The organism is Faecalibacterium sp. BIOML-A4, from assembly GCF_009679665.1.
Lineage (GTDB): Bacteria > Bacillota > Clostridia > Oscillospirales > Ruminococcaceae > Faecalibacterium > Faecalibacterium taiwanense.
The window spans coordinates 13,524-31,470 of record NZ_WKZG01000011.1; the positions used below are offsets into that span (position 1 = coordinate 13,524).

At 61.7% G+C, this 17,947-nt stretch carries 20 protein-coding genes and 1 riboswitch; of the genes, 19 read left to right on the forward strand and 1 reads right to left on the reverse strand.

What is annotated here, in order from left to right; all coding sequences use genetic code 11:
• Positions 1 to 3: 3 nt before the first annotated feature.
• From cobM to GKG34_RS08800, 15 genes are read left to right on the forward strand one after another with little or no spacing between them, the layout of a single operon-like run.
• Positions 4 to 765 (forward strand): precorrin-4 C(11)-methyltransferase, encoded by a 762-nt coding sequence (cobM, locus tag GKG34_RS08730; protein ID WP_005943270.1) that lies wholly within the window; start codon positions 4 to 6, stop codon positions 763 to 765.
• Positions 762 to 1,757 carry a cobalamin biosynthesis protein gene (locus GKG34_RS08735; protein ID WP_347563446.1) on the forward strand — a complete coding sequence of 332 codons (996 nt, stop codon included), beginning with the start codon at positions 762 to 764 and terminating at the stop codon, positions 1,755 to 1,757. The genes cobM and GKG34_RS08735 overlap by 4 nt, the downstream gene beginning before the upstream one ends.
• A complete protein-coding gene (gene cobJ / locus GKG34_RS08740; protein ID WP_154256020.1) occupies positions 1,750 to 2,517 on the forward strand; it encodes a precorrin-3B C(17)-methyltransferase in 768 nt (255 codons plus the stop codon). Before GKG34_RS08735 ends, cobJ begins: the two co-directional genes overlap by 8 nt.
• Positions 2,514 to 3,260: a precorrin-6A reductase gene (cobK, locus tag GKG34_RS08745; protein ID WP_097781490.1), complete on the forward strand. Its 747-nt coding sequence runs from the start codon at positions 2,514 to 2,516 to the stop codon at positions 3,258 to 3,260. Before cobJ ends, cobK begins: the two co-directional genes overlap by 4 nt.
• Positions 3,248 to 4,444 (forward strand): precorrin-6y C5,15-methyltransferase (decarboxylating) subunit CbiE, encoded by a 1,197-nt coding sequence (cbiE, locus tag GKG34_RS08750; protein WP_154256021.1) that lies wholly within the window; start codon positions 3,248 to 3,250, stop codon positions 4,442 to 4,444. The genes cobK and cbiE overlap by 13 nt, the downstream gene beginning before the upstream one ends.
• On the forward strand, positions 4,441 to 5,778 hold the full coding sequence (locus GKG34_RS08755) for a cobyrinate a,c-diamide synthase (RefSeq protein WP_154256022.1): 1,338 nt from the start codon (positions 4,441 to 4,443) through the stop codon (positions 5,776 to 5,778). Before cbiE ends, GKG34_RS08755 begins: the two co-directional genes overlap by 4 nt.
• Positions 5,779 to 5,783: 5 nt before the next feature.
• Entirely contained in the window at positions 5,784 to 6,848 is a 1,065-nt protein-coding gene (gene cobT, locus GKG34_RS08760; protein WP_097781493.1) for a nicotinate-nucleotide--dimethylbenzimidazole phosphoribosyltransferase, read from the forward strand.
• Positions 6,842 to 7,363, forward strand: a complete 522-nt coding sequence (locus GKG34_RS08765) for a bifunctional adenosylcobinamide kinase/adenosylcobinamide-phosphate guanylyltransferase (RefSeq protein ID WP_154256023.1) — start codon at positions 6,842 to 6,844, stop codon at positions 7,361 to 7,363. Before cobT ends, GKG34_RS08765 begins: the two co-directional genes overlap by 7 nt.
• Positions 7,360 to 8,112: an adenosylcobinamide-GDP ribazoletransferase gene (locus GKG34_RS08770; RefSeq protein ID WP_154256024.1), complete on the forward strand. Its 753-nt coding sequence runs from the start codon at positions 7,360 to 7,362 to the stop codon at positions 8,110 to 8,112. The genes GKG34_RS08765 and GKG34_RS08770 overlap by 4 nt, the downstream gene beginning before the upstream one ends.
• Positions 8,109 to 8,429 carry a bifunctional adenosylcobinamide kinase/adenosylcobinamide-phosphate guanylyltransferase gene (locus GKG34_RS08775; RefSeq protein WP_005943245.1) on the forward strand — a complete coding sequence of 107 codons (321 nt, stop codon included), beginning with the start codon at positions 8,109 to 8,111 and terminating at the stop codon, positions 8,427 to 8,429. The genes GKG34_RS08770 and GKG34_RS08775 overlap by 4 nt, the downstream gene beginning before the upstream one ends.
• Entirely contained in the window at positions 8,423 to 9,022 is a 600-nt protein-coding gene (locus GKG34_RS08780) for a histidine phosphatase family protein (RefSeq protein ID WP_005943240.1), read from the forward strand. Before GKG34_RS08775 ends, GKG34_RS08780 begins: the two co-directional genes overlap by 7 nt.
• On the forward strand, positions 9,019 to 9,972 hold the full coding sequence (gene cbiB, locus GKG34_RS08785) for an adenosylcobinamide-phosphate synthase CbiB (RefSeq protein ID WP_154256025.1): 954 nt from the start codon (positions 9,019 to 9,021) through the stop codon (positions 9,970 to 9,972). Before GKG34_RS08780 ends, cbiB begins: the two co-directional genes overlap by 4 nt.
• Complete coding sequence (locus tag GKG34_RS08790) at positions 9,969 to 11,036, forward strand: threonine-phosphate decarboxylase (protein WP_097775037.1); 1,068 nt, start codon at positions 9,969 to 9,971, stop codon at positions 11,034 to 11,036. Before cbiB ends, GKG34_RS08790 begins: the two co-directional genes overlap by 4 nt.
• Entirely contained in the window at positions 11,033 to 12,529 is a 1,497-nt protein-coding gene (locus tag GKG34_RS08795; protein WP_154256026.1) for a cobyric acid synthase, read from the forward strand. The genes GKG34_RS08790 and GKG34_RS08795 overlap by 4 nt, the downstream gene beginning before the upstream one ends.
• Positions 12,526 to 13,200, forward strand: a complete 675-nt coding sequence (locus GKG34_RS08800) for a precorrin-8X methylmutase (protein ID WP_005943225.1) — start codon at positions 12,526 to 12,528, stop codon at positions 13,198 to 13,200. Before GKG34_RS08795 ends, GKG34_RS08800 begins: the two co-directional genes overlap by 4 nt.
• Before the next feature lie 162 nt (positions 13,201 to 13,362).
• Here the strand turns inward: GKG34_RS08800 and GKG34_RS08805 are convergent, their stop codons facing one another.
• On the reverse strand, positions 13,363 to 13,599 hold the full coding sequence (locus GKG34_RS08805) for a hypothetical protein (RefSeq protein ID WP_154256027.1): 237 nt from the start codon (positions 13,597 to 13,599) through the stop codon (positions 13,363 to 13,365).
• Between the two features lie 186 nt (positions 13,600 to 13,785).
• Positions 13,786 to 13,893: riboswitch (TPP riboswitch) on the forward strand.
• Positions 13,894 to 14,182: 289 nt separating this feature from the next.
• On the opposite strand from GKG34_RS08805, the gene thiW reads away from it, so the two are divergent.
• The 4 genes from thiW to thiC all read left to right on the forward strand — a co-directional run bounded on the left by thiW (position 14,183) and on the right by thiC (position 17,670).
• The gene (gene thiW, locus GKG34_RS08810) at positions 14,183 to 14,698 is read left to right on the forward strand and encodes an energy coupling factor transporter S component ThiW (protein WP_005943210.1); all 516 of its coding nucleotides are present in this window, start codon (positions 14,183 to 14,185) and stop codon (positions 14,696 to 14,698) included.
• Positions 14,699 to 14,713: 15 nt separating this feature from the next.
• Positions 14,714 to 15,535 (forward strand): hydroxyethylthiazole kinase, encoded by an 822-nt coding sequence (thiM, locus tag GKG34_RS08815; protein ID WP_005943207.1) that lies wholly within the window; start codon positions 14,714 to 14,716, stop codon positions 15,533 to 15,535.
• On the forward strand, positions 15,522 to 16,157 hold the full coding sequence (thiE, locus tag GKG34_RS08820; RefSeq protein ID WP_154256028.1) for a thiamine phosphate synthase: 636 nt from the start codon (positions 15,522 to 15,524) through the stop codon (positions 16,155 to 16,157). Before thiM ends, thiE begins: the two co-directional genes overlap by 14 nt.
• Positions 16,158 to 16,359: 202 nt before the next feature.
• Positions 16,360 to 17,670, forward strand: a complete 1,311-nt coding sequence (gene thiC / locus GKG34_RS08825) for a phosphomethylpyrimidine synthase ThiC (RefSeq protein ID WP_044953845.1) — start codon at positions 16,360 to 16,362, stop codon at positions 17,668 to 17,670.
• Positions 17,671 to 17,947: the final 277 nt, after the last annotated feature.

Consider the following 17,947-nt stretch of genomic DNA (forward strand, 5'->3'; position numbering starts at 1 on the left):
GTTATGGTACATTTTGTTGGTGCAGGCCCCGGCGCACCGGACCTCATCACCCGGCGGGGCGCGGCCCTGCTTCAGAAAGCCGACTGCATCATCTATGCGGGCAGTCTGGTGAACCCGGCCCTGCTGGGCCTTGCAAAGGCAGACTGCGCCATTTATAACAGCGCTGAAATGACGCTGGAGCAGGTGCTGGATGTGATGCGGCAGATGGAAGCTGCGGGTAAGATCACCGTGCGCCTGCACACCGGCGACCCCTGCCTTTACGGTGCCATCCGGGAGCAGATGGATGTGCTGGATGCCGAGGGCATTCCCTACGATGATACCCCCGGTGTGTCCAGCTTCTGCGGTGCAGCGGCGGCACTGAATGCAGAGTACACGCTGCCCACCGTGAGCCAGACCGTCATCATCACCCGCATGGAGGGCCGCACCCCGGTGCCGGAAAAAGAAAAGCTGGCAAGCCTTGCCGCCCACGGGGCAACGATGGTCATTTTCCTATCCATCGGCCTTGTGGACAAAGTACAGCAGGCACTTCTGGAAGGCGGTGCCTATACGCCGGATACCCCGGCAGCGGTGGTGTATAAGGCCACATGGCCGGAAGAAAAAACGGTTCGCTGCACCGTAGGTACGCTGGCGGAAAGCGTTCATGCAGCGGGCATCACCAAAACGGCGCTCATTGTGGCAGGCGGCTTTCTGGGCCGGAATTATGAGCGCAGCAAGCTCTACGACCCGGCCTTTACCACCGAGTTCCGCAAGGGGACAGACCAGTGACCCGGGCCTACCTTGCCTTTACGGCAAAGGGCCTTGCACTGGCCCAAAAACTGGCGGCGGCATATCCCGGCAGTGTGACCCGCTGCGGCCATGAAGCCGGGCAGGTGCACCTTGCCGATTGGACGGCCCGCCAGTTTGCCGGGAGCGATGCTCTTGTTTTTGTAGGTGCTGTGGGCATTGCGGTGCGGGCCATTGCGCCCCACTGCCAAAGCAAGGCGCAGGACCCTGCCGTTGTGGTGCTGGACGAATGCGGCCGCTTTGCCGTGCCCATCCTCTCAGGCCACCTGGGCGGTGCCAACGACCTTGCCCGGGCGCTTGCCGCTGTGTGCGGTGCGGTGCCGGTGATCACCACAGCCACCGACGCAAACGGTGTGTTTGCGGTGGACGAGTGGGCAAAGCACCAGAACTGCACCGTGCTGGAGCCGGAGCGCATCAAGCTTGTCAGCGGTGCACTGCTGGCGGGCAAAACGGTGCAGTTTGCATCCGACTGGCCCATTGCGGGTGCACCGCCTGATGGGATCACGGCGGGAGATGCCCCGGACTTTGCCCTCACCCTCTGCCCGGCGGGGGATGCGCTGCATCTGGTGCCGCGCATCGGCGTGCTGGGCGTGGGCTGCAAACGCGGCACCAGCACCGAAACGCTGGCCGAAGCCTTTGCAGCTTTCTGTGCCCAGAACCGCCTTGCGCCGCAATGCATCACGGCGGCGGCAAGCATCGACTTAAAACAAAACGAGACGGGCCTGCTGACCTTCTGTAAGAGCCACAGCTGGCCGGTGCAGTTTTTCACAGCGGAACAGCTGCGTGCCGCCCCCGGCAGCTTTACGCCTTCGGCCTTTGTGCAGAGCGTTACCGGCGTGGACAATGTCTGTGAACGGTCGGCAGTGCTGGCCGCAGACGGGACACTCGTTTTTCACAAATATGCCCATACCGGCGTGACCTTTGCGCTGGCCGTGCGGCCCTATGCCCCGGACTGGAGGTGGCAGAATGTTTGATCCGATGAAATTTGAAATCGACGAACCGGAAAAGGTAGTCTACGTGGTGGGCATTGGCCCCGGAGATGTTTACTACCTGACGCAGGAAGCCCAGAACGTTCTGGAACACGCAGATGCCATCTGCGGCTATAAACTTTATCTTGATCTGATCGAGCCGGAGTTCCCATGTGAGGAATATTATTCCACCGGCATGACCAAGGAGATCGACCGCTGCCGCTGGGCGCTGGAAAAGGCGAATACCGGTAGGCGCGTGGTGATGGTGTGCAGCGGCGACGCAGGCGTTTACGGCATGGCCAGCCCTGTGCTGGAACTGGCGCAGGATTACCCGGACGTTGCCGTAGAAGTGGTGCCCGGCCTTACGGCCGCCCTCAGCGGCGGGGCTGTGCTGGGCGCGCCGCTGGCCCACGATTTCTGCGTGATCTCCCTTTCCGACCGGCTTACCCCGTGGGAGGTCATCGAAAAGCGGCTGGCCTGCGCAGCGCAGGGAGATTTCTGTGCTGCACTCTATAATCCTTCCTCCAAGGGCAGGCCGGACTACCTGCAAAAGGCAGTGCGCATCCTGCGCGCAAACGGCAAGGCGGATGATACCGTCTGCGGCCTTGTGCGCAACATTGGCCGCGAGGGCCAGAGCGCCCGGGTGCTGACGCTGGCCGAGCTGGAAAACACGCCGGTGGATATGTTCACCACCGTGTATATCGGCAACAGCAATACCCGCGCCCTTTCGGGCCGGATGGTCACGCCGCGGGGGTACCGTAAGTGAAGGCGGTCGTGTTCAGCGGCACCACCGAGGGCCGTCGCTTTTCCAAAAAGCTGGCAGAGCTTGGCGTTGCGGTAACGGTGTGCGTGGCAACGCCGCTGGGGGCCGAGGAGCAGGGCGAAATGGCGGGCATCACGGTGCACGCCGGGCGGCTGCAGCCGGATGCCATGGCGGCATTGCTGGCGGGAGCTGATCTCTGCGTGGATGCCACCCACCCTTATGCAGTGGATGCCACCAGGAATATCCGCGCTGCAGCGGTGCAGGCGGGCGTGGAATACCGCCGCCTGCTGCGTGCGCAAAGCCCCTTGCCGCCCGGCTGTGCGGTGTTTGAAACAGCAGCGCAGGCTGCAGAATATCTGGCCGGGACAGAGGGCAATATCCTGCTTGCCACCGGTGCCAAGGAGCTGGCTGTGTTTGCCGGGCTGGAACCGGCGCGGCTTTACCCGCGCGTCCTGCCCACGCCGGAGGGCATTGCCGCCTGTGAAGCAGCCAATGTCCCGCACCGGAACATCATTGCCATGCAGGGACCGTTCAGTCTGGCGCTGAATAAGGCGTTGATAACACAGTTCCAGATCCGGTACCTCGTCACCAAGGACGGCGGCGCAGCGGGCGGCTTTGCCGAGAAGGTGCAGGCCGCTGCCGATACCGGCGCACAGCTGGTGGTGCTGCGCCGCCCGCCGGAAACTGGCGAGACGGAAACACAAATTTTAGCGTATTGCAAGGAGATTTTGCAATGGTCACACTGATCGGCATGGGCAGCGGAAAATGGGAAGCCCTTTCGGCGCAGGCACAGCAGGCTGTGCGCAGCGCGGGCCTTGTGTTCGGTGCAAAGCGGCTGCTGGCGGGCCTGCCTGCAGACTGCACGGCCCGGCAGTTCGCGCTCTACCAGCCCGCTGACATTCTGGAAACGCTGGCACAAAACCCTGGGCAGGATGCTGCCGTGCTTTACAGCGGCGATACCGGATTTTACTCCGGTGCGTCCGGTCTGCTCACGCCGCTGCGGGTGCTGGGCATCCCCGCGCGGGTGTATCCGGGCGTTTCCAGCATCCAGCTGCTTTCAGCGGCGCTGGGCCGACCGTGGCAGGACTGGAAGCTGGTCTCGGCCCATGGCTGCGCCTGCGACCCGGTGGCCGAGTGCATGATGAACCGTTCGGTGTTCTTCCTCACCGGCGGCACTGAAACGCCCGCCTCTCTGTGCCAGAAGCTGACCGATGCCGGTATGGGCGAAGCCCACGGCGTGGTGGGCGAAAACCTTGGCACCGAGGCGGAAGCCATCCGCTACGGCTCTGCTGCAGAGCTGGCGGGGCAGAGCTTTGCACCACTCAGCGTGCTTCTGGTGGAAAACTTTGATCTGCCGCAGCTGCGTGCGCCGGGCTTCCCGGACGAAAGCTTCATCCGGAGCGAGGTGCCCATGACCAAGCAGGAGGTGCGCGCTGCTGCGCTGGCAAAGCTGGCGGTAATGCCCACCGACACTCTGTGGGATGTGGGTGCAGGCACCGGCAGTGTGAGCGTGGAGCTTGCGCTGGCGGCACCCAAAGGCCGCGTTTACGCCGTGGAGTGTGAACCGGATGCCTGTGAACTGATCCGTAAAAACCGGGCAAAGTTCCATGCTTGCAACCTCATCCTCATCGAGGGCCGCGCACCGGATGTGCTGGCAGACCTGCCTGCGCCGGATGCCGTGTTCATCGGCGGCACCAAAGGCGGCATGGAAGCCGTGCTGGATGAAGTGCTCGGCAAGAATCCGAACGCACGCATCTGCATTTCGGCCATTGCGCTGGAAACGCTGGGCGCTGCCATTGCCGCCCTCACGGCCCGGGGCCTGACCGCAGAGGTAACGCAGATCGCCGTCAGCCGCACAAAACCGGCGGGCCGACTGCACCTGCTCATGGCCAATAACCCCATCTTCCTCATTACGGGTACACGCAAATGATGCAATTCCTCATCGCAGCGCCTTCTTCCGGCAGCGGCAAGACCACTGTTGCCTGTGCAGTGCTGGCGGCGCTGAAAAAGCGCGGGGCCGACCCCTGTGCGTTCAAAAGCGGGCCGGACTACATCGACCCCATGTTCCACCGCTCGGCTCTGCAGGTGGACAGCCACAATCTGGATCTGTTTCTTTCCAACAGGGATATGGTGCGTGCCATTTTTGCCCGTTATGCCGCCGGGCATGGTGCCGCCGTGTGCGAGGGCGCTATGGGCTTTTATGATGGTCAGGGCCTGACCACCCGTGCCAGCGCTTGGGAACTGGCGGATACGCTGGGCCTGCCGGTGCTGCTGGTGGTACAGCCCAAGGGTGCCAGCGTGACGCTGGCCGCACAAATTCAGGGCCTTGTGAACTTCCGCAAAAACAGCCATGTTTCGGGCATCCTGCTCAATGATTGTTCCGAAAAGCTGTATAAAATGCTCAAGGCCCTGCTGGAAAGGGAGACCGGCCTGCCAGTGCTGGGCTATCTGCCCCATTTGCCGCAGGCAGCGGTAGAAAGCCGACACCTCGGCCTGAAGACTGCAGATGAAATTGCCGACCTGGAGGAAAAGATCGCCCTGCTGGCCGATGCACTGGTGCTGGATTGGCAGCGCCTTGCCGTGCTGACCGAAAAGCCTGCGCCGGAAGCTTTGCCGGGAGCAGCTGCACCCACATCCGTCCGCATTGCGGTGGCAAAGGACGAGGCGTTCTGCTTTACCTATGCCGAAACGCTGGACACACTGCGGGATGCCGGGGCGGAGCTTGTGCTTTTCAGCCCGGTGCAGGATGCGGTTTTGCCGGAAAATATAGGTGGGCTGTATCTGCCCGGCGGCTACCCGGAGCTGTACGCCAAAACTCTGAGCGAAAACAAAACCATGCTGGCTTCCATCCGGCAGGCCGTGCAGGCGGGCCTGCCCACAGCGGCCGAATGCGGCGGCTTTTTGTATCTGGGCCGGAGCCTTGAGGATGCCGACGGTAAGGCGTGGCCCATGGCAGACGTTCTGCCGGGCGATGGCATCCGGGTGGGAAGGCTGGTGCGCTTTGGCTATGCCGAAATGACCGCCAAGGCGGACAGTATGCTCTTCTGCGCCGGAGAAACGCTGCCCATCCACGAATTCCACCACTGGGATTCCACCGCAAACGGCACTGCATTTACCGCCTGCAAAAACGAAAAAATGCAGTGGGAATGCGGCTATGCAAACGAGAATTTCTATGCGGGCTTCCCGCATTTATACTGGGCGGGCACGCCCCTGCCGGGCCGCTTTGTGCGCGCGGCAGAACGATACAGCAAAACAAAAGGATGACCAAAATGACCGAAACTGAACTGAATGCACTTTTGGCGGGTATCACCCCGGCCAACGAAGCCGCCCGTGCGGCGGCACACGCCCACTGGGCCAGCCTTGCAAAGCCTCTGGGCGGGTTGGGCCGGCTGGAGACCATGCTGGAGGATGCCGCCGCCCTTACCGGCAGTGCGGAGCTTGATCTTTCCCGCCGGGTGGTGGTGGTGCTCTGCGCGGATAACGGCGTGGTGGCGCAGGGCGTGAGCCAGACCGGGCAGGAAGTGACCCGTGCCGTGGCCGAAAACCTTGCCATGCGGCGCACCAGTGTGTGCCAGATGGCCCGCACGGCCCACTGCGATGTTCTGCCCGTGGATATGGGCATGGCAGGCGAACCGGTGCCCGGCGTGCGCAGCTGCCGCATTGCCGCAGGCACGGCGGATTTTACCCAAGGCCCTGCCATGAGCCGGGCCGAGGCCGTGCAGGCCGTTGGGGAGGGCATTGCCCTTGCCCGGGAACTGGCAGAGGATGGCTACAGGCTCATCGCCACCGGTGAAATGGGCATTGGCAATACCACCACCTCCAGCGCGGTTGCGGCGGTGCTGCTGGGCCAGCCCGTGGAGCTTATGACTGGGCGCGGTGCGGGCCTCTCGGACGAAGGGCTTGCCCGCAAGGTGGATGCCATCTGCCGCGGCATCCTTTGCAATGAGCCGGACCCGGAAGACACATTGGATGTTCTTGCAAAGCTTGGCGGCTTTGATATCGCGGGCCTGTGCGGTGTGTTTCTGGGCGGTGCACTGGCCGGTGTGCCGGTGCTGGCAGATGGCTTTATCAGCGGGGTGGCCGCGCTGTGCGCCGTGCGGCTGTGTCCGGCGGCGGCAAAGGCTGTGTTTGCAAGCCACTGCTCGGCAGAGCCTGCCGCGCGCATCGTGCTGGAAGCACTGGGCAAGGCACCCATCATTACGGCGGGGCTGCATCTGGGCGAGGGCACCGGCGCGGTGGCCAGCATCCCGCTGTGGGATATGGCGCTGGCCGTATACGGCGGGTGCTACTCCTTTGCGGAGGGCGGCATTGCGCCGTATACGCCCCAATGCTGACGCTGGTTCTGGGCGGTGCAGCCAGCGGCAAAAGTGAATACGCCGAGAGCCTTGTGCTGAAAACCACCGGCCCGCGCTACTATCTTGCCACCATGCAGGTGTGGGATGCCGAGTGTGCCGCCCGGGTAGAAAAGCACCGCAAAATGCGGGCCGCAAAGCAGTTTGAAACGGTGGAGTGCCCCTTGCATCTGGACAATGTGCGCCTGCCTGCGCGGGGCACCGCCTTGCTGGAAGACCTTGGCAACCTTGCCGCCAACGAGCTGTACGACCCGGCGGGAGCAGGGGAAAACGCGGCCAAAGCCATCCTGCACGGGCTGGAAAGCCTTGCAGCCCAGTGCGAAAACCTCATCGTTGTTTCCAACGAGGTGTTCAGCGGCGGGGCCGACTATGCCGGTGACACAGGCCGCTATCTGCTGGCACTGGCGCAGGTAAACAATGCCTTTGCCGCCCGGGCAGATGCGGTGGTGCGGGTGGTATGCGGCATCCCCGTGTACTATAAAGGAGTGGAAAAATGATCGTTTTGCAGACCATTGCGGTGGCCTTTGCCATGTTTTCGGCCATCCCGGTGCCGCAGTTCGACTGGAACGAAAAAAATATGCGCTACGCCATGTGCGCCTTCCCGCTCATTGGTGTCGTTATTGGTGCGGCGTGGTGTGTGTGTGGCGCGTTGCCCCTGCCGGGCCTTGCCAAGGCGGCAGGCTTTGCGCTGATCCCGGTATGGATCACCGGCGGCATCCATCTGGACGGCTATGCCGACACCTGCGATGCCCTTTCCAGCTACGGCGACCGAGAAAAGAAGCTGGAAATATTAAAAGACCCCCATTGCGGTGCCTTTGCGGTCATCCGACTGTGCAGCTATTTTCTGGCCTATTTTGCCCTGTGCACCTGTGTGAGTTTTACACCCCGCGTGGGTGTGCTGTGGGTTCTGGCACTGGTGCTGGAACGGGCGCTTTCGGGCCTTGCGGTGGCATCGTTCCCCATGGCAAAAAACACCGGTCTTGCACACACCTTTGCCACTGCAGCAGACAAAACTGTGGTGCGCCGAGTGCTGGCGGTGCTGGCCGCAGTGCTGTGCGTGGGTATGGCGGCGCTGGGCGGCTGGGCGCTGGTGCTGGCAGCGCTGGCGGTGCTCTGGCGCTACCATGCCGTGAGCCGGAAACAGTTCGGCGGCATCACCGGCGACCTTGCCGGGTGGTTTTTGCAAAAGGCCGAGCTCTGGATGCTGGCGACACTGTGTGCCTGCCAGTGGGGAGGGCTGCTATGATCTTTATTACCGGGCCGCTCTACAGCGGCAAGCGCACCTTTGCGCAAACACTTCCCGGCAAGCGTCTTTCGGATGTGCAGGTATTGGCTGCCGATGCCGCCGACCTGCCTGCCTTGGCAGACAAGCTTGCCCATGAATACGATATCCTCATCGCCACCGAGGTAGGCGGCGGTGTTGTGCCGATGGATGTCAAACAGCGCGCAGACCGCGAGGCGGCGGGCAGGCTTGCCTGCCTGCTGGCCGCACGGGCAGAGTGCGTGGTGCAGATGTTCTGCGGCATCCCCACGGTTTTGAAAGGAGAATTGTCTCAATGCTGATCTATCTTCTGCGTCATGGCCAGACGGAATACAACGCCCAGAAGCGTTATCAGGGCCAGCGCGACATCCCGCTCTCACCCGAAGGCGCTGCTCAGCTGCGCCGGGCAGATTTTGACCCCGATGTGGTCTATGTTTCCACCCTGCAGCGCACCAGCCAGACGGCGCGCATCCTGTTCCCGGAGGCAAAGCTTGTGCCGGTGGACGGCCTGAAAGAGATGTGCTTTGGCAGCTTTGAGGGCCGCAATTTCATCGAGATGGAAAAGGACCCCGAGTATCAGGCATGGGTGAAGGCCAACTGCGAAAGCCCCTGCCCGGATGGAGAGCGCAAGACGGATTTTTCAGACCGCATCTGCCGCACCGTGGCAGAGCTGATCGATAAAGCTCTTGCCGCAGGCGAAGAACGGCTGGTCATTCTGGCCCACGGCGGCACCCAGATGGCCGCCATGGAGCGGTTTGCCGTCCCCCACAGGGACTATTACGCATGGTGCGGACCTAACGCGGGCGGCTTTGTGCTGGATGCAAAGGACTGGACGGAAAAGCATCTGCTGTATCTCGTGAAGACCGTCCAGTACACAAAGGAGAGCAGGGCATGATCCTTCAGGCAGTTGTCGGCGGTTTTGTGCTGGACGCGCTCTTCGGCGACCCGGCGTGGCTGCCGCATCCGGTGGTGCTTATGGGCAGATGCATCTCCCGGCTGGAAAAGTTCCTGCGCGCCCGCCTGCCCGGCACCCCGCAGGGCGAGCTGCTGGGCGGTGCCGTGACGGCGTTCTGCCTGCCGGTGGGCACCTTTCTGGTCACGAGCCTTGTGTGTCTGGCGGCGGCAAAGCTCAGCCCGTGGCTGGGCCTTGCGGTGCAGATGTTCTGGTGCGGGCAGGCGCTGGCGGCAAGGGGCCTTGCGCAGGAGAGCACAAATGTGTATAACGAGCTGGTCCGGAACGACCTGCCCGCCGCTCGCAAAGCCGTGAGCCGCATCGTGGGCCGCGACACCCAGAACCTGACCGCAGAGGGTGTGACCAAGGCTGCGGTGGAAACGGTGGCCGAAAATGCCAGCGACGGCGTCATTGCGCCGCTGCTGTATATGCTCATCGGCGGGGCACCGCTGGCGCTGACCTACAAGGCTATCAATACCATGGACAGCATGCTGGGCTACAAAAACGAGAAGTATCTTTACTTTGGCCGCGCAGCCGCGAAGCTGGACGACCTTGCCAACTACATCCCCAGCCGCCTTGCCGCCCTTTTGTGGGTGGCGGCTGCGGCCTTTACCGGCAACGATGCCAAAGGCGCATGGCGCATCTGGCGGCGGGACCGGCGCAACCACGCCAGCCCCAACAGCGCCCAGACCGAAAGCGCCTGCGCCGGTGCACTGGGCGTGCAGCTGGCCGGCCCGGCTTACTATTTTGGTGAATATTACCCCAAGCCTACCATCGGTGATGCCCTGCGCCCCATTGAGCCGCAGGACATCCTGCGCGCCAACCGCATGATGTATGTGGCAAGCGGCTTTGCGCTGGCATGGGGTGCAGCAATACGGGGGTTCCTTGCATGAAACAATTGACCCATGGCGGCGACTGGGCGGGCTATCGCGCCGAGTTTGGCCGCGACCCGCTGGATTTTTCGGCCAATGTCAGTCCGCTGGGGCTGCCGGAAGGGGTGGCAAAGGCCATTACGGCAGCGCTTGCCACGGCCGACCGCTACCCCGACCCGCTGTGCCGTGCCCTGCGTGAAAAACTGGCGGTGGCTGAGGGAGTGCCCGCCGAATGGCTGCTGTGCGGCAACGGCGCGGCAGACCTCATCTTCCGGCTGGCGCTGGCTGCAAAGCCCCGCACTGCACTGGTAACGGCCCCCACTTTTGCCGAGTATGCCACCGCCCTTGAAACGGCAGGCTGCACGGTGGAACGACATTTTTTGCGGGAAGAAAACGATTTTGCGGTGACGAAAGATCTCCTGAACGCGGTGCACCCGGGTACAAATATGGTATTCCTCTGTCAGCCCAACAATCCCACCGGCCAGCTGGCAGAGCCTGCCCTTGTGGAAGCGCTGCTGCGCAGATGCGAAGCCGTGGGTGCGGTGCTGGCCGTGGACGAATGCTTTCTGGATTTTCTGCCGGAGGGCGAAGGCCTTTCGGCAAAGCATCTGCTGAAAAACAGCAAAAAACTGATTATTTTAAAAGCCTTCACCAAGCTTTACGGCATGGCAGGCGTGCGTCTGGGCTATTGCCTGTGCTCTGATACAGAGCTGCTTGCCCGGATGCGGGCAGCGGGCCAGCCGTGGGCGGTTTCCAGTCTGGCACAGGCGGCGGGCATTGCTGCGCTGGACGAGACGGAATATGTGGCGAAGGTGCGTGCATTGATCGAAGCACAGCGGCCTGTGCTGGCAGACGGCCTGCGGGCGCTGGGCCTGCGGGTGATCGAGGGCCGGGCTAACTATCTGCTGTTCCGCGCGCCGGAAGCGCTGGGCGAAGCGCTGCGCCGCAAGGGTGCGGTACTGCGCAGCTGCGGCAATTATCCGGGCCTTGATGCCAGCTGGTACCGCACCGCCGTGCGCACCGAGAATGAAAACCGGCAGCTGCTTGCACTGCTGGCCGAAACCCTGCCGGAGGTGGCACAATGAGCAAGGCAAAATGCATTATGGTGCAGGGCACCATGAGCGGTGCGGGCAAAAGCCTGCTGTGCGCGGCGCTGTGCCGCATCTTTGCGCAGGATGGCTACCGCGTGGCCCCTTTCAAAAGCCAGAACATGGCCCTGAACAGCTTCGTCACCCGCAACGGTGCAGAGATGGGCCGTGCTCAGGTGGTGCAGGCACAGGCTGCAGGCGTGGAGCCGGATGTGCGCATGAACCCCATCCTGCTCAAGCCCAGCAGCGATGTGGGCAGTCAGGTGATCGTGAACGGTAAGGCCCGGGGCCAGATGCCTGCCGCCGCCTACTTTAAAATGAAGCGCAGCCTTATCCCGGACATTCTGGAAGCCTACAACAGCCTTGCCGCCGAGAACGACATTATCGTGATCGAAGGCGCGGGCAGCCCGGCGGAGATCAACCTGAAAGCCGACGATATCGTGAACATGGGCCTTGCAAAGCTGGTGGATGCGCCGGTGCTGCTGGCGGGCGATATCGACCGGGGCGGCGTATTCGCCCAGCTGTACGGCACTGTGGAGCTGCTGGAAGCCGACGAGCGTGCCCGCATCAGGGGCCTGATCATCAACAAGTTCCGGGGCGATGTGGAGATCCTGCGGCCCGGCCTTGCCATGCTGGAAGAAAAAACGCAGTTGCCCGTGCTGGGCGTAGTGCCGTATCTGTGGGTGGAGATCGAGGACGAGGACTCCCTCTCCGACCGGCTGGATACAAAAGCTGCGGTCAAGCCGCTGGATATCGCCATCCTGCGCCTGCCGCATGTGTCCAACTTCACCGACTTTATCCCGCTGGAACAGCACCCGCTGCTGGGCGTGCGGTATGTGCAGCGCACCCGCCAGCTGGGTGCACCGGATCTCGTCATCCTGCCCGGCACCAAGAACACCATGGACGACCTGCGCTGGCTGCGGGAAAGCGGACTGGAAGCGGCGGTGCTCAGGCTTTCGGCAGCCGGTACGCCGGTGCTGGGCGTGTGCGGCGGCTATCAGATGCTGGGCGAACAGCTCTGCGACCCGGCAGGGGAGGAGAGCGGCACCCCCTGCACCCTGCGGGGCCTTGGCCTGCTGCCCACCACGACGGTGTTCGGCACCGAAAAGCACCTGACCCAGACCGCAGCCTGTGTGACCACAGAACCCTTTGCAGGCGCAAAGCTGACGGGCTACGAGATCCACGCAGGCCGCACCGAGGTGCGGGGCAGTGCGTTCTGCATCCTTGCAGACGGCACGCCGGAGGGCTGTGTGCAGGACGGTGTATTCGGTACCTACCTGCACGGCCTGTTCGACACCGGCGAACTGACCGAAAAACTGACCGCATTTTTGTGCAAACGGAAGGGCATCGATCCGGCAGGGGCCGAGCTTATCCCCATGGAGCAGTACCGTCAGCAGCAGTTTGATCTGCTTGCCGATGGTGTGCGCGCGGCACTGGATATGCCCGCCATCTATGCCGCCATGGGAATGCAAAAAGGAGACAACACATGACACCGCAGCATCATCTGCCCGCCGACATTGAACGGACGAGCATCTCCATTATCACAAGGGAACTGGACGAGCTGGGCCTGACCCCGCCGCCGGAGACGGCTGCGGTGGTCAAGCGGGTCATCCACACCACCGCGGATTTCGACTATGCCAAAAATCTGCGCTTTACACCCGGCGCGGTGGAAGCCGCAGTCAAGGCCCTGCACGCGGGTGCTTTCATCGTTACCGACACTAATATGGCGCTGGCGGGCATCACAAAGCCGGGCCTGAAAAAACTGAACGGTGAAGCCATCTGCTACATGGCAGACCCCGCTGTGGCCGAAGCCGCAAAGCAGGCGGGCACCACCCGTGCCGTTGCCGCCATGCACCGCGCTGCCCGGGAGCACCCGGGGGCCATTCTGGCCATTGGCAATGCGCCCACGGCCCTTTTGACCATTGCGGAGGAAATGGAAGCCGGTCTGCGGCCTGCACTGGTCATTGGCGTGCCGGTGGGGTTTGTGAATGTGGTGGAAAGCAAGGAAGTACTGTTTGCCGCCTGCGAGCGATACGGCGTGCCTGCCATCGCCGCCATGGGCCGCAAGGGCGGCAGCAATGTGGCTGCAGCCATCTGCAACGCCCTCATTTACTCTGCCACCGAAATGCTGGACCCCTCTGCCAGAGGGTGGAACGGATAAGGCGGAAACAGCATAACATCAAAAACCCGGAACCCTTTTTGAGCCGTTTTGGCCGAGAAAAGGTTCCGGGTTTTGTTCATGATTTTTTCAGAGAGCTATTTTGCAACAGCCCCATTTTCACGGAAAAGGTCCGAACCGAGCACGGCATCCACACTGCCGGCATCAGGCTGCGGGGAACGTCTTGTTCCACACTTCGATCACCTTGAACTTCGGGGTCCAGCCTTCGGGCTCAAAGCGGTCGCCCTTGGCACCCATGGTGCCCTGCTCGGTGCACCACTGTGCGGCCTTGGCCATATCAGGGTCGGTCACATCCGCAAAGGCGGGTGCGCACACGCTCAGCACCATGCACAGCGCCACGAGGGCTGAGAGCAGCCTTTGGGTCAGGGTCGTCTGCTTCATACGGAATTCCTCTTTTTTGCTTACGGGGGGGGTATGCGTCCACCTTGAAAATACCATAGTTCACCTTCTTTTTCAATAAAACCTGCGTGAAACGCCCCAAAACCTGCGTGAAAAACGTTTTGCAACGCTGTGCGCGCCTTTGCCCCCTCTTGCAATTTGTGCGCAAAGGGTGTAAAATACAGTCACAATCAAATACAGGGGAGCTTGTGAAGCAGGCTGAGAGGAAGTACTTAAACTTCGACCCTTTTACCTGATGCGGATAATGCCGCCGTAGGAAGTCAGAATGGATGATTTTTTGCAGGAGGCACCGCGGAAGGTGTCTCCTGTTTTTTGTTGTGTACCTATTACCATTAAGGAGGATACCTTGTACTTTTCTGCGGAAGTGCCGCAGCGGGCTGAGGGGGAGCGCCCTGAGCTTTGTGACCGTCAGCGATGGGAAGCCGTGTTCCGGCGTGAGAGGAGACCAGAAAGTCTCGACCGCTTCTTATAGTTCCTGCGCCGGGTCTGGCACCGGGTGCGGGCTGTTTGCGGAGGCGCTGTATGGTTTTGCTGCTTCCGCAGGTTTGGAGAGGAGCCTTGCCTTATGAAAAAAATCTCTGTGAAAAAGCTGGCGCTGGCCGGCATGCTGTGCGCTCTGTGCGTGGTGGGCAGCGTATTCAGCTTCCCCATGTTCGGCAGCAAATGTGCACCCATCCAGCACATGGTCAATGTGACCTGCGCGGTGCTGCTTGGCCCGTGGTGGGGCGTGGGCGTGGCCTTTGTGGCCTCGCTGCTGCGCAATCTGCTGGGTCTGGGCAGCCTGATGGCCTTCCCCGGCAGCATGTTCGGCGCACTGCTGTGCGGCCTTGTGTACCATAAGACCAAAAACATCCTTGCCACCATGGTGGGCGAGGTGTTCGGCACCAGCATTCTGGGCGGCCTGTGCGCTTACCCGGTGGCCATCTTCCTCATGGGCAAGAGCGCCGGCGACATCGCGTTCTATGCCTACATCGTGCCGTTCCTCATCTCCACTGCAGTGGGTTCCATCATTGCGGGCGTGCTGGTGTACAGCCTGCAGCGCTCCGGCGCTCTGCACAGCATGCAGAAGAGCCTTTCCTGACGGAGGGGCACCCGAATGTTCAAAACAGAATTCGAGAACCTGCGCCGCACCTGCCCGCTCATCCATAACATTACCAACTACGTCACCGTGAACGACTGCGCCAACATGGTGCTGGCCTGCGGTGCTTCGCCCATCATGGCCGACGATGCCGCCGAGGTGGAGGACATCACCACCATCTGCGGCGGTCTGAACATCAACATCGGCACCCTGAACAGCCGCACCATCACCAGCATGCTGCTGGCGGGCAAAAAGGCAAACCAGCTGGGCCATCCTGTGGTGCTGGACCCGGTGGGTGCGGGTGCATCCCGCCTGCGCACCGACACGGCTTTCCGCCTGCTCCGGGACGTAAAGTTCACCGTGATTCGCGGCAACATCTCGGAGATCAAAACGCTGGCCTCCGGCGCGGGAACCACCAAGGGCGTGGATGCCGATGTGGCCGATAAAGTTACTGAGGAAAATCTGGACAGTGCCGTGGCCTTTGCCAAGGCCTTTGCAGCCCAGACGGGTGCCGTTATTGCCATTACCGGTGCCATCGACATCGTGGCCGATGCCGAAAAAGCCTACTGCATCCGCAACGGCAATGCTATGATGAGCAGCATCACCGGTACGGGCTGCCAGCTTTCGGCCCTCACGGCGGCGTTCGTTACCGCCAACCCCGGACATCCGCTGGAAGCCGCTGCAGCCGCAGTGTGCGCCATGGGGCTTGCGGGCGAGATCGCCCACAAGCGCCTGACCCCGCTGGACGGCAACTCCACCTACCGCAATTATATCATCGATGCCATTTACAATATGACCCCGGATCAGCTGGAAGAAGGAGCAAACTATGAAGTGCGATAAGCAGAACATGCTTCTGTATGCCGTCACCGACCACGCATGGGTGGGCAAACAGACCCTCTATGAACAGGTGGAGAGCGCCCTGAAGGGCGGTGTCACCTGTGTGCAGCTGCGTGAAAAAGAGCTGGACGACGAAGCTTTTCTGAAAGAGGCTGTGGAGATCCATGCTCTGTGCCAGCGCTACGGCGTGCCGTTCTTTGTGAACGACAATGTGGACATTGCCATCCGCTGCCACGCCGAGGGCGTGCATGTGGGGCAGGAGGATATGGCCGCAGCGCAGGTGCGCGCCCGTGTGGGCGAGGGAATGATGATCGGCGTTTCCGTCCACAGTGTGGAGGAAGCACTGGAAGCCGTCAAGCACGGCGCAGACTGCCTTGGCGTGGGCGCAGCCTTTGCCACCCACACCAAGACCGATGTGGATGTTCTGCCCCACGAGACCCTGAAGGCCATCTGTGATGCCGTGGACATCCCGGTGGTGGCCATTGGCGGCATCCACAAGGAGAACATCCTGCAGCTCAAGGGCACCGGTGTGGATGGCGTGGCCCTTGTGAGCGCCATCTTTGCAGCAGACGACATCGAGACCGAGTGCAAAGAGTTGAAAGCCCTGTCGGAGCAGATCATCTGACCGATCCCGCGGCAAACCGGGGACACCACCTTGGGCCGCGTTATAAAATTCATGGAGAAAACCAACATGAAAAGCGTATTTTGCGCAGGTGCCGGCATCCAGAACGTTCTGTTTTTTCTGAATGACGGCTGCCTTTCCCTACCCTTGTATGACCAGCACCCTGCTGTTCAGAGATAAACTGTCATTTGGAGGAACAGAGCGTATGCAGACTTATACCACTCAGATGGATGCTGCCCGCAAGGGCATCATCACGCCGCAGATGGAGATCGTGGCTAAAAAAGAGTATCGCACCACCGAGGAGATCCGCCAGTGGGTGGCCGAGGGCAAGGTTGCCATCCCGGCCAACAAGCACCACGAGTGTTTGAACCCCGAGGGTGTCGGCTCCATGCTGCGCACCAAGATCAACGTGAACCTTGGTGTCTCCCGCGACTGCAAGGACTACAACGTGGAGATGCAGAAGGTGATGAGCGCCGTCAACATGGGTGCCGAAGCCATTATGGATCTTTCCAGCCACGGCAACACCCAGCCCTTCCGCCAGAAGCTGACCCACGAGTGCCCGGTGATGATCGGTACCGTGCCGGTGTACGATTCGGTCATCCACTATCAGCGCGATCTGGCTGAGCTGACCGCACAGGACTTCATCGATGTGGTGCGCCTGCATGCAGAGGACGGTGTGGACTTTGTTACCCTGCACTGCGGCATCACCCGCAAGACCATCGAGCAGATCCGCAAGCACAAGCGCAAGATGAACATTGTCAGCCGCGGCGGCTCTCTGGTGTTTGCATGGATGAGCATGACCGGCAACGAGAACCCCTTCTACGAGCACTTTGACGAGATCTGCGAGATCTGCGCCGAGCACGATGTGACCATCTCGCTGGGCGACGCCTGCCGTCCCGGCTGTCTGGCTGACGCCACCGATGTGTGCCAGATCGAGGAGCTGGTGCGTCTGGGCGAGTTGACCAAGCGCGCATGGGCACACAACGTGCAGGTGATGGTGGAAGGCCCCGGCCATGTGCCCCTGAATCAGGTGGCTGCCAACATGGAGGTGCAGAAGAGCATCTGCATGGGCGCACCCTTCTATGTGCTGGGACCCCTCGTCACAGATATCGCCCCCGGTTACGACCACATCACCGCTGCCATCGGCGGCGCTGTGGCTGCAGCCAGCGGTGCAGCTTTCCTGTGCTATGTGACCCCCGCCGAGCATCTGGCTCTGCCCAATGTGGACGATGTGAAGCAGGGCATCGTGGCCTCCAAGATCGCTGCCCACGCCGCCGATATTGCCAAGGGCATCCCCCACGCCCGGGACATCGACGATAAGATGGGCGATGCCCGCCGTGTGCTGGACTGGGATGCACAGTTCGCCTGCGCACTGGACCCGGAGACCGCAAAGGCCATCCGCGATGCCCGCCTGCCGGAGGACGACCACAGCGACACCTGCAGCATGTGCGGCAAGTTCTGTGCTGTGCGCAGCATGAACAAGGCGCTGGCCGGTGAGTACATCGACATTCTGTAAAAATCTTCTGTTTTGCGCGCAGCAGCGTGCATCTTCCTCCGCCGCCCGGTATGACCGCCGGGCGGCTTTTGTGTTGTAATTCCAAAAAGATTGTGTTAAAATAACAATAAGGCGCTGATTGCAAAATTGGTGGTCATGCTTTCTATCCCGTATCGCTGGTTTTTCTATTTCTACATAGAACAAGCAGAGGTCCGGGAGGAAACTTTTTTGAAAGTACCCTGCCCGGAGCCTTGAAGGCGAAGAGCAACGGCAACGACCGCCGCCAGTGGCGGAAACA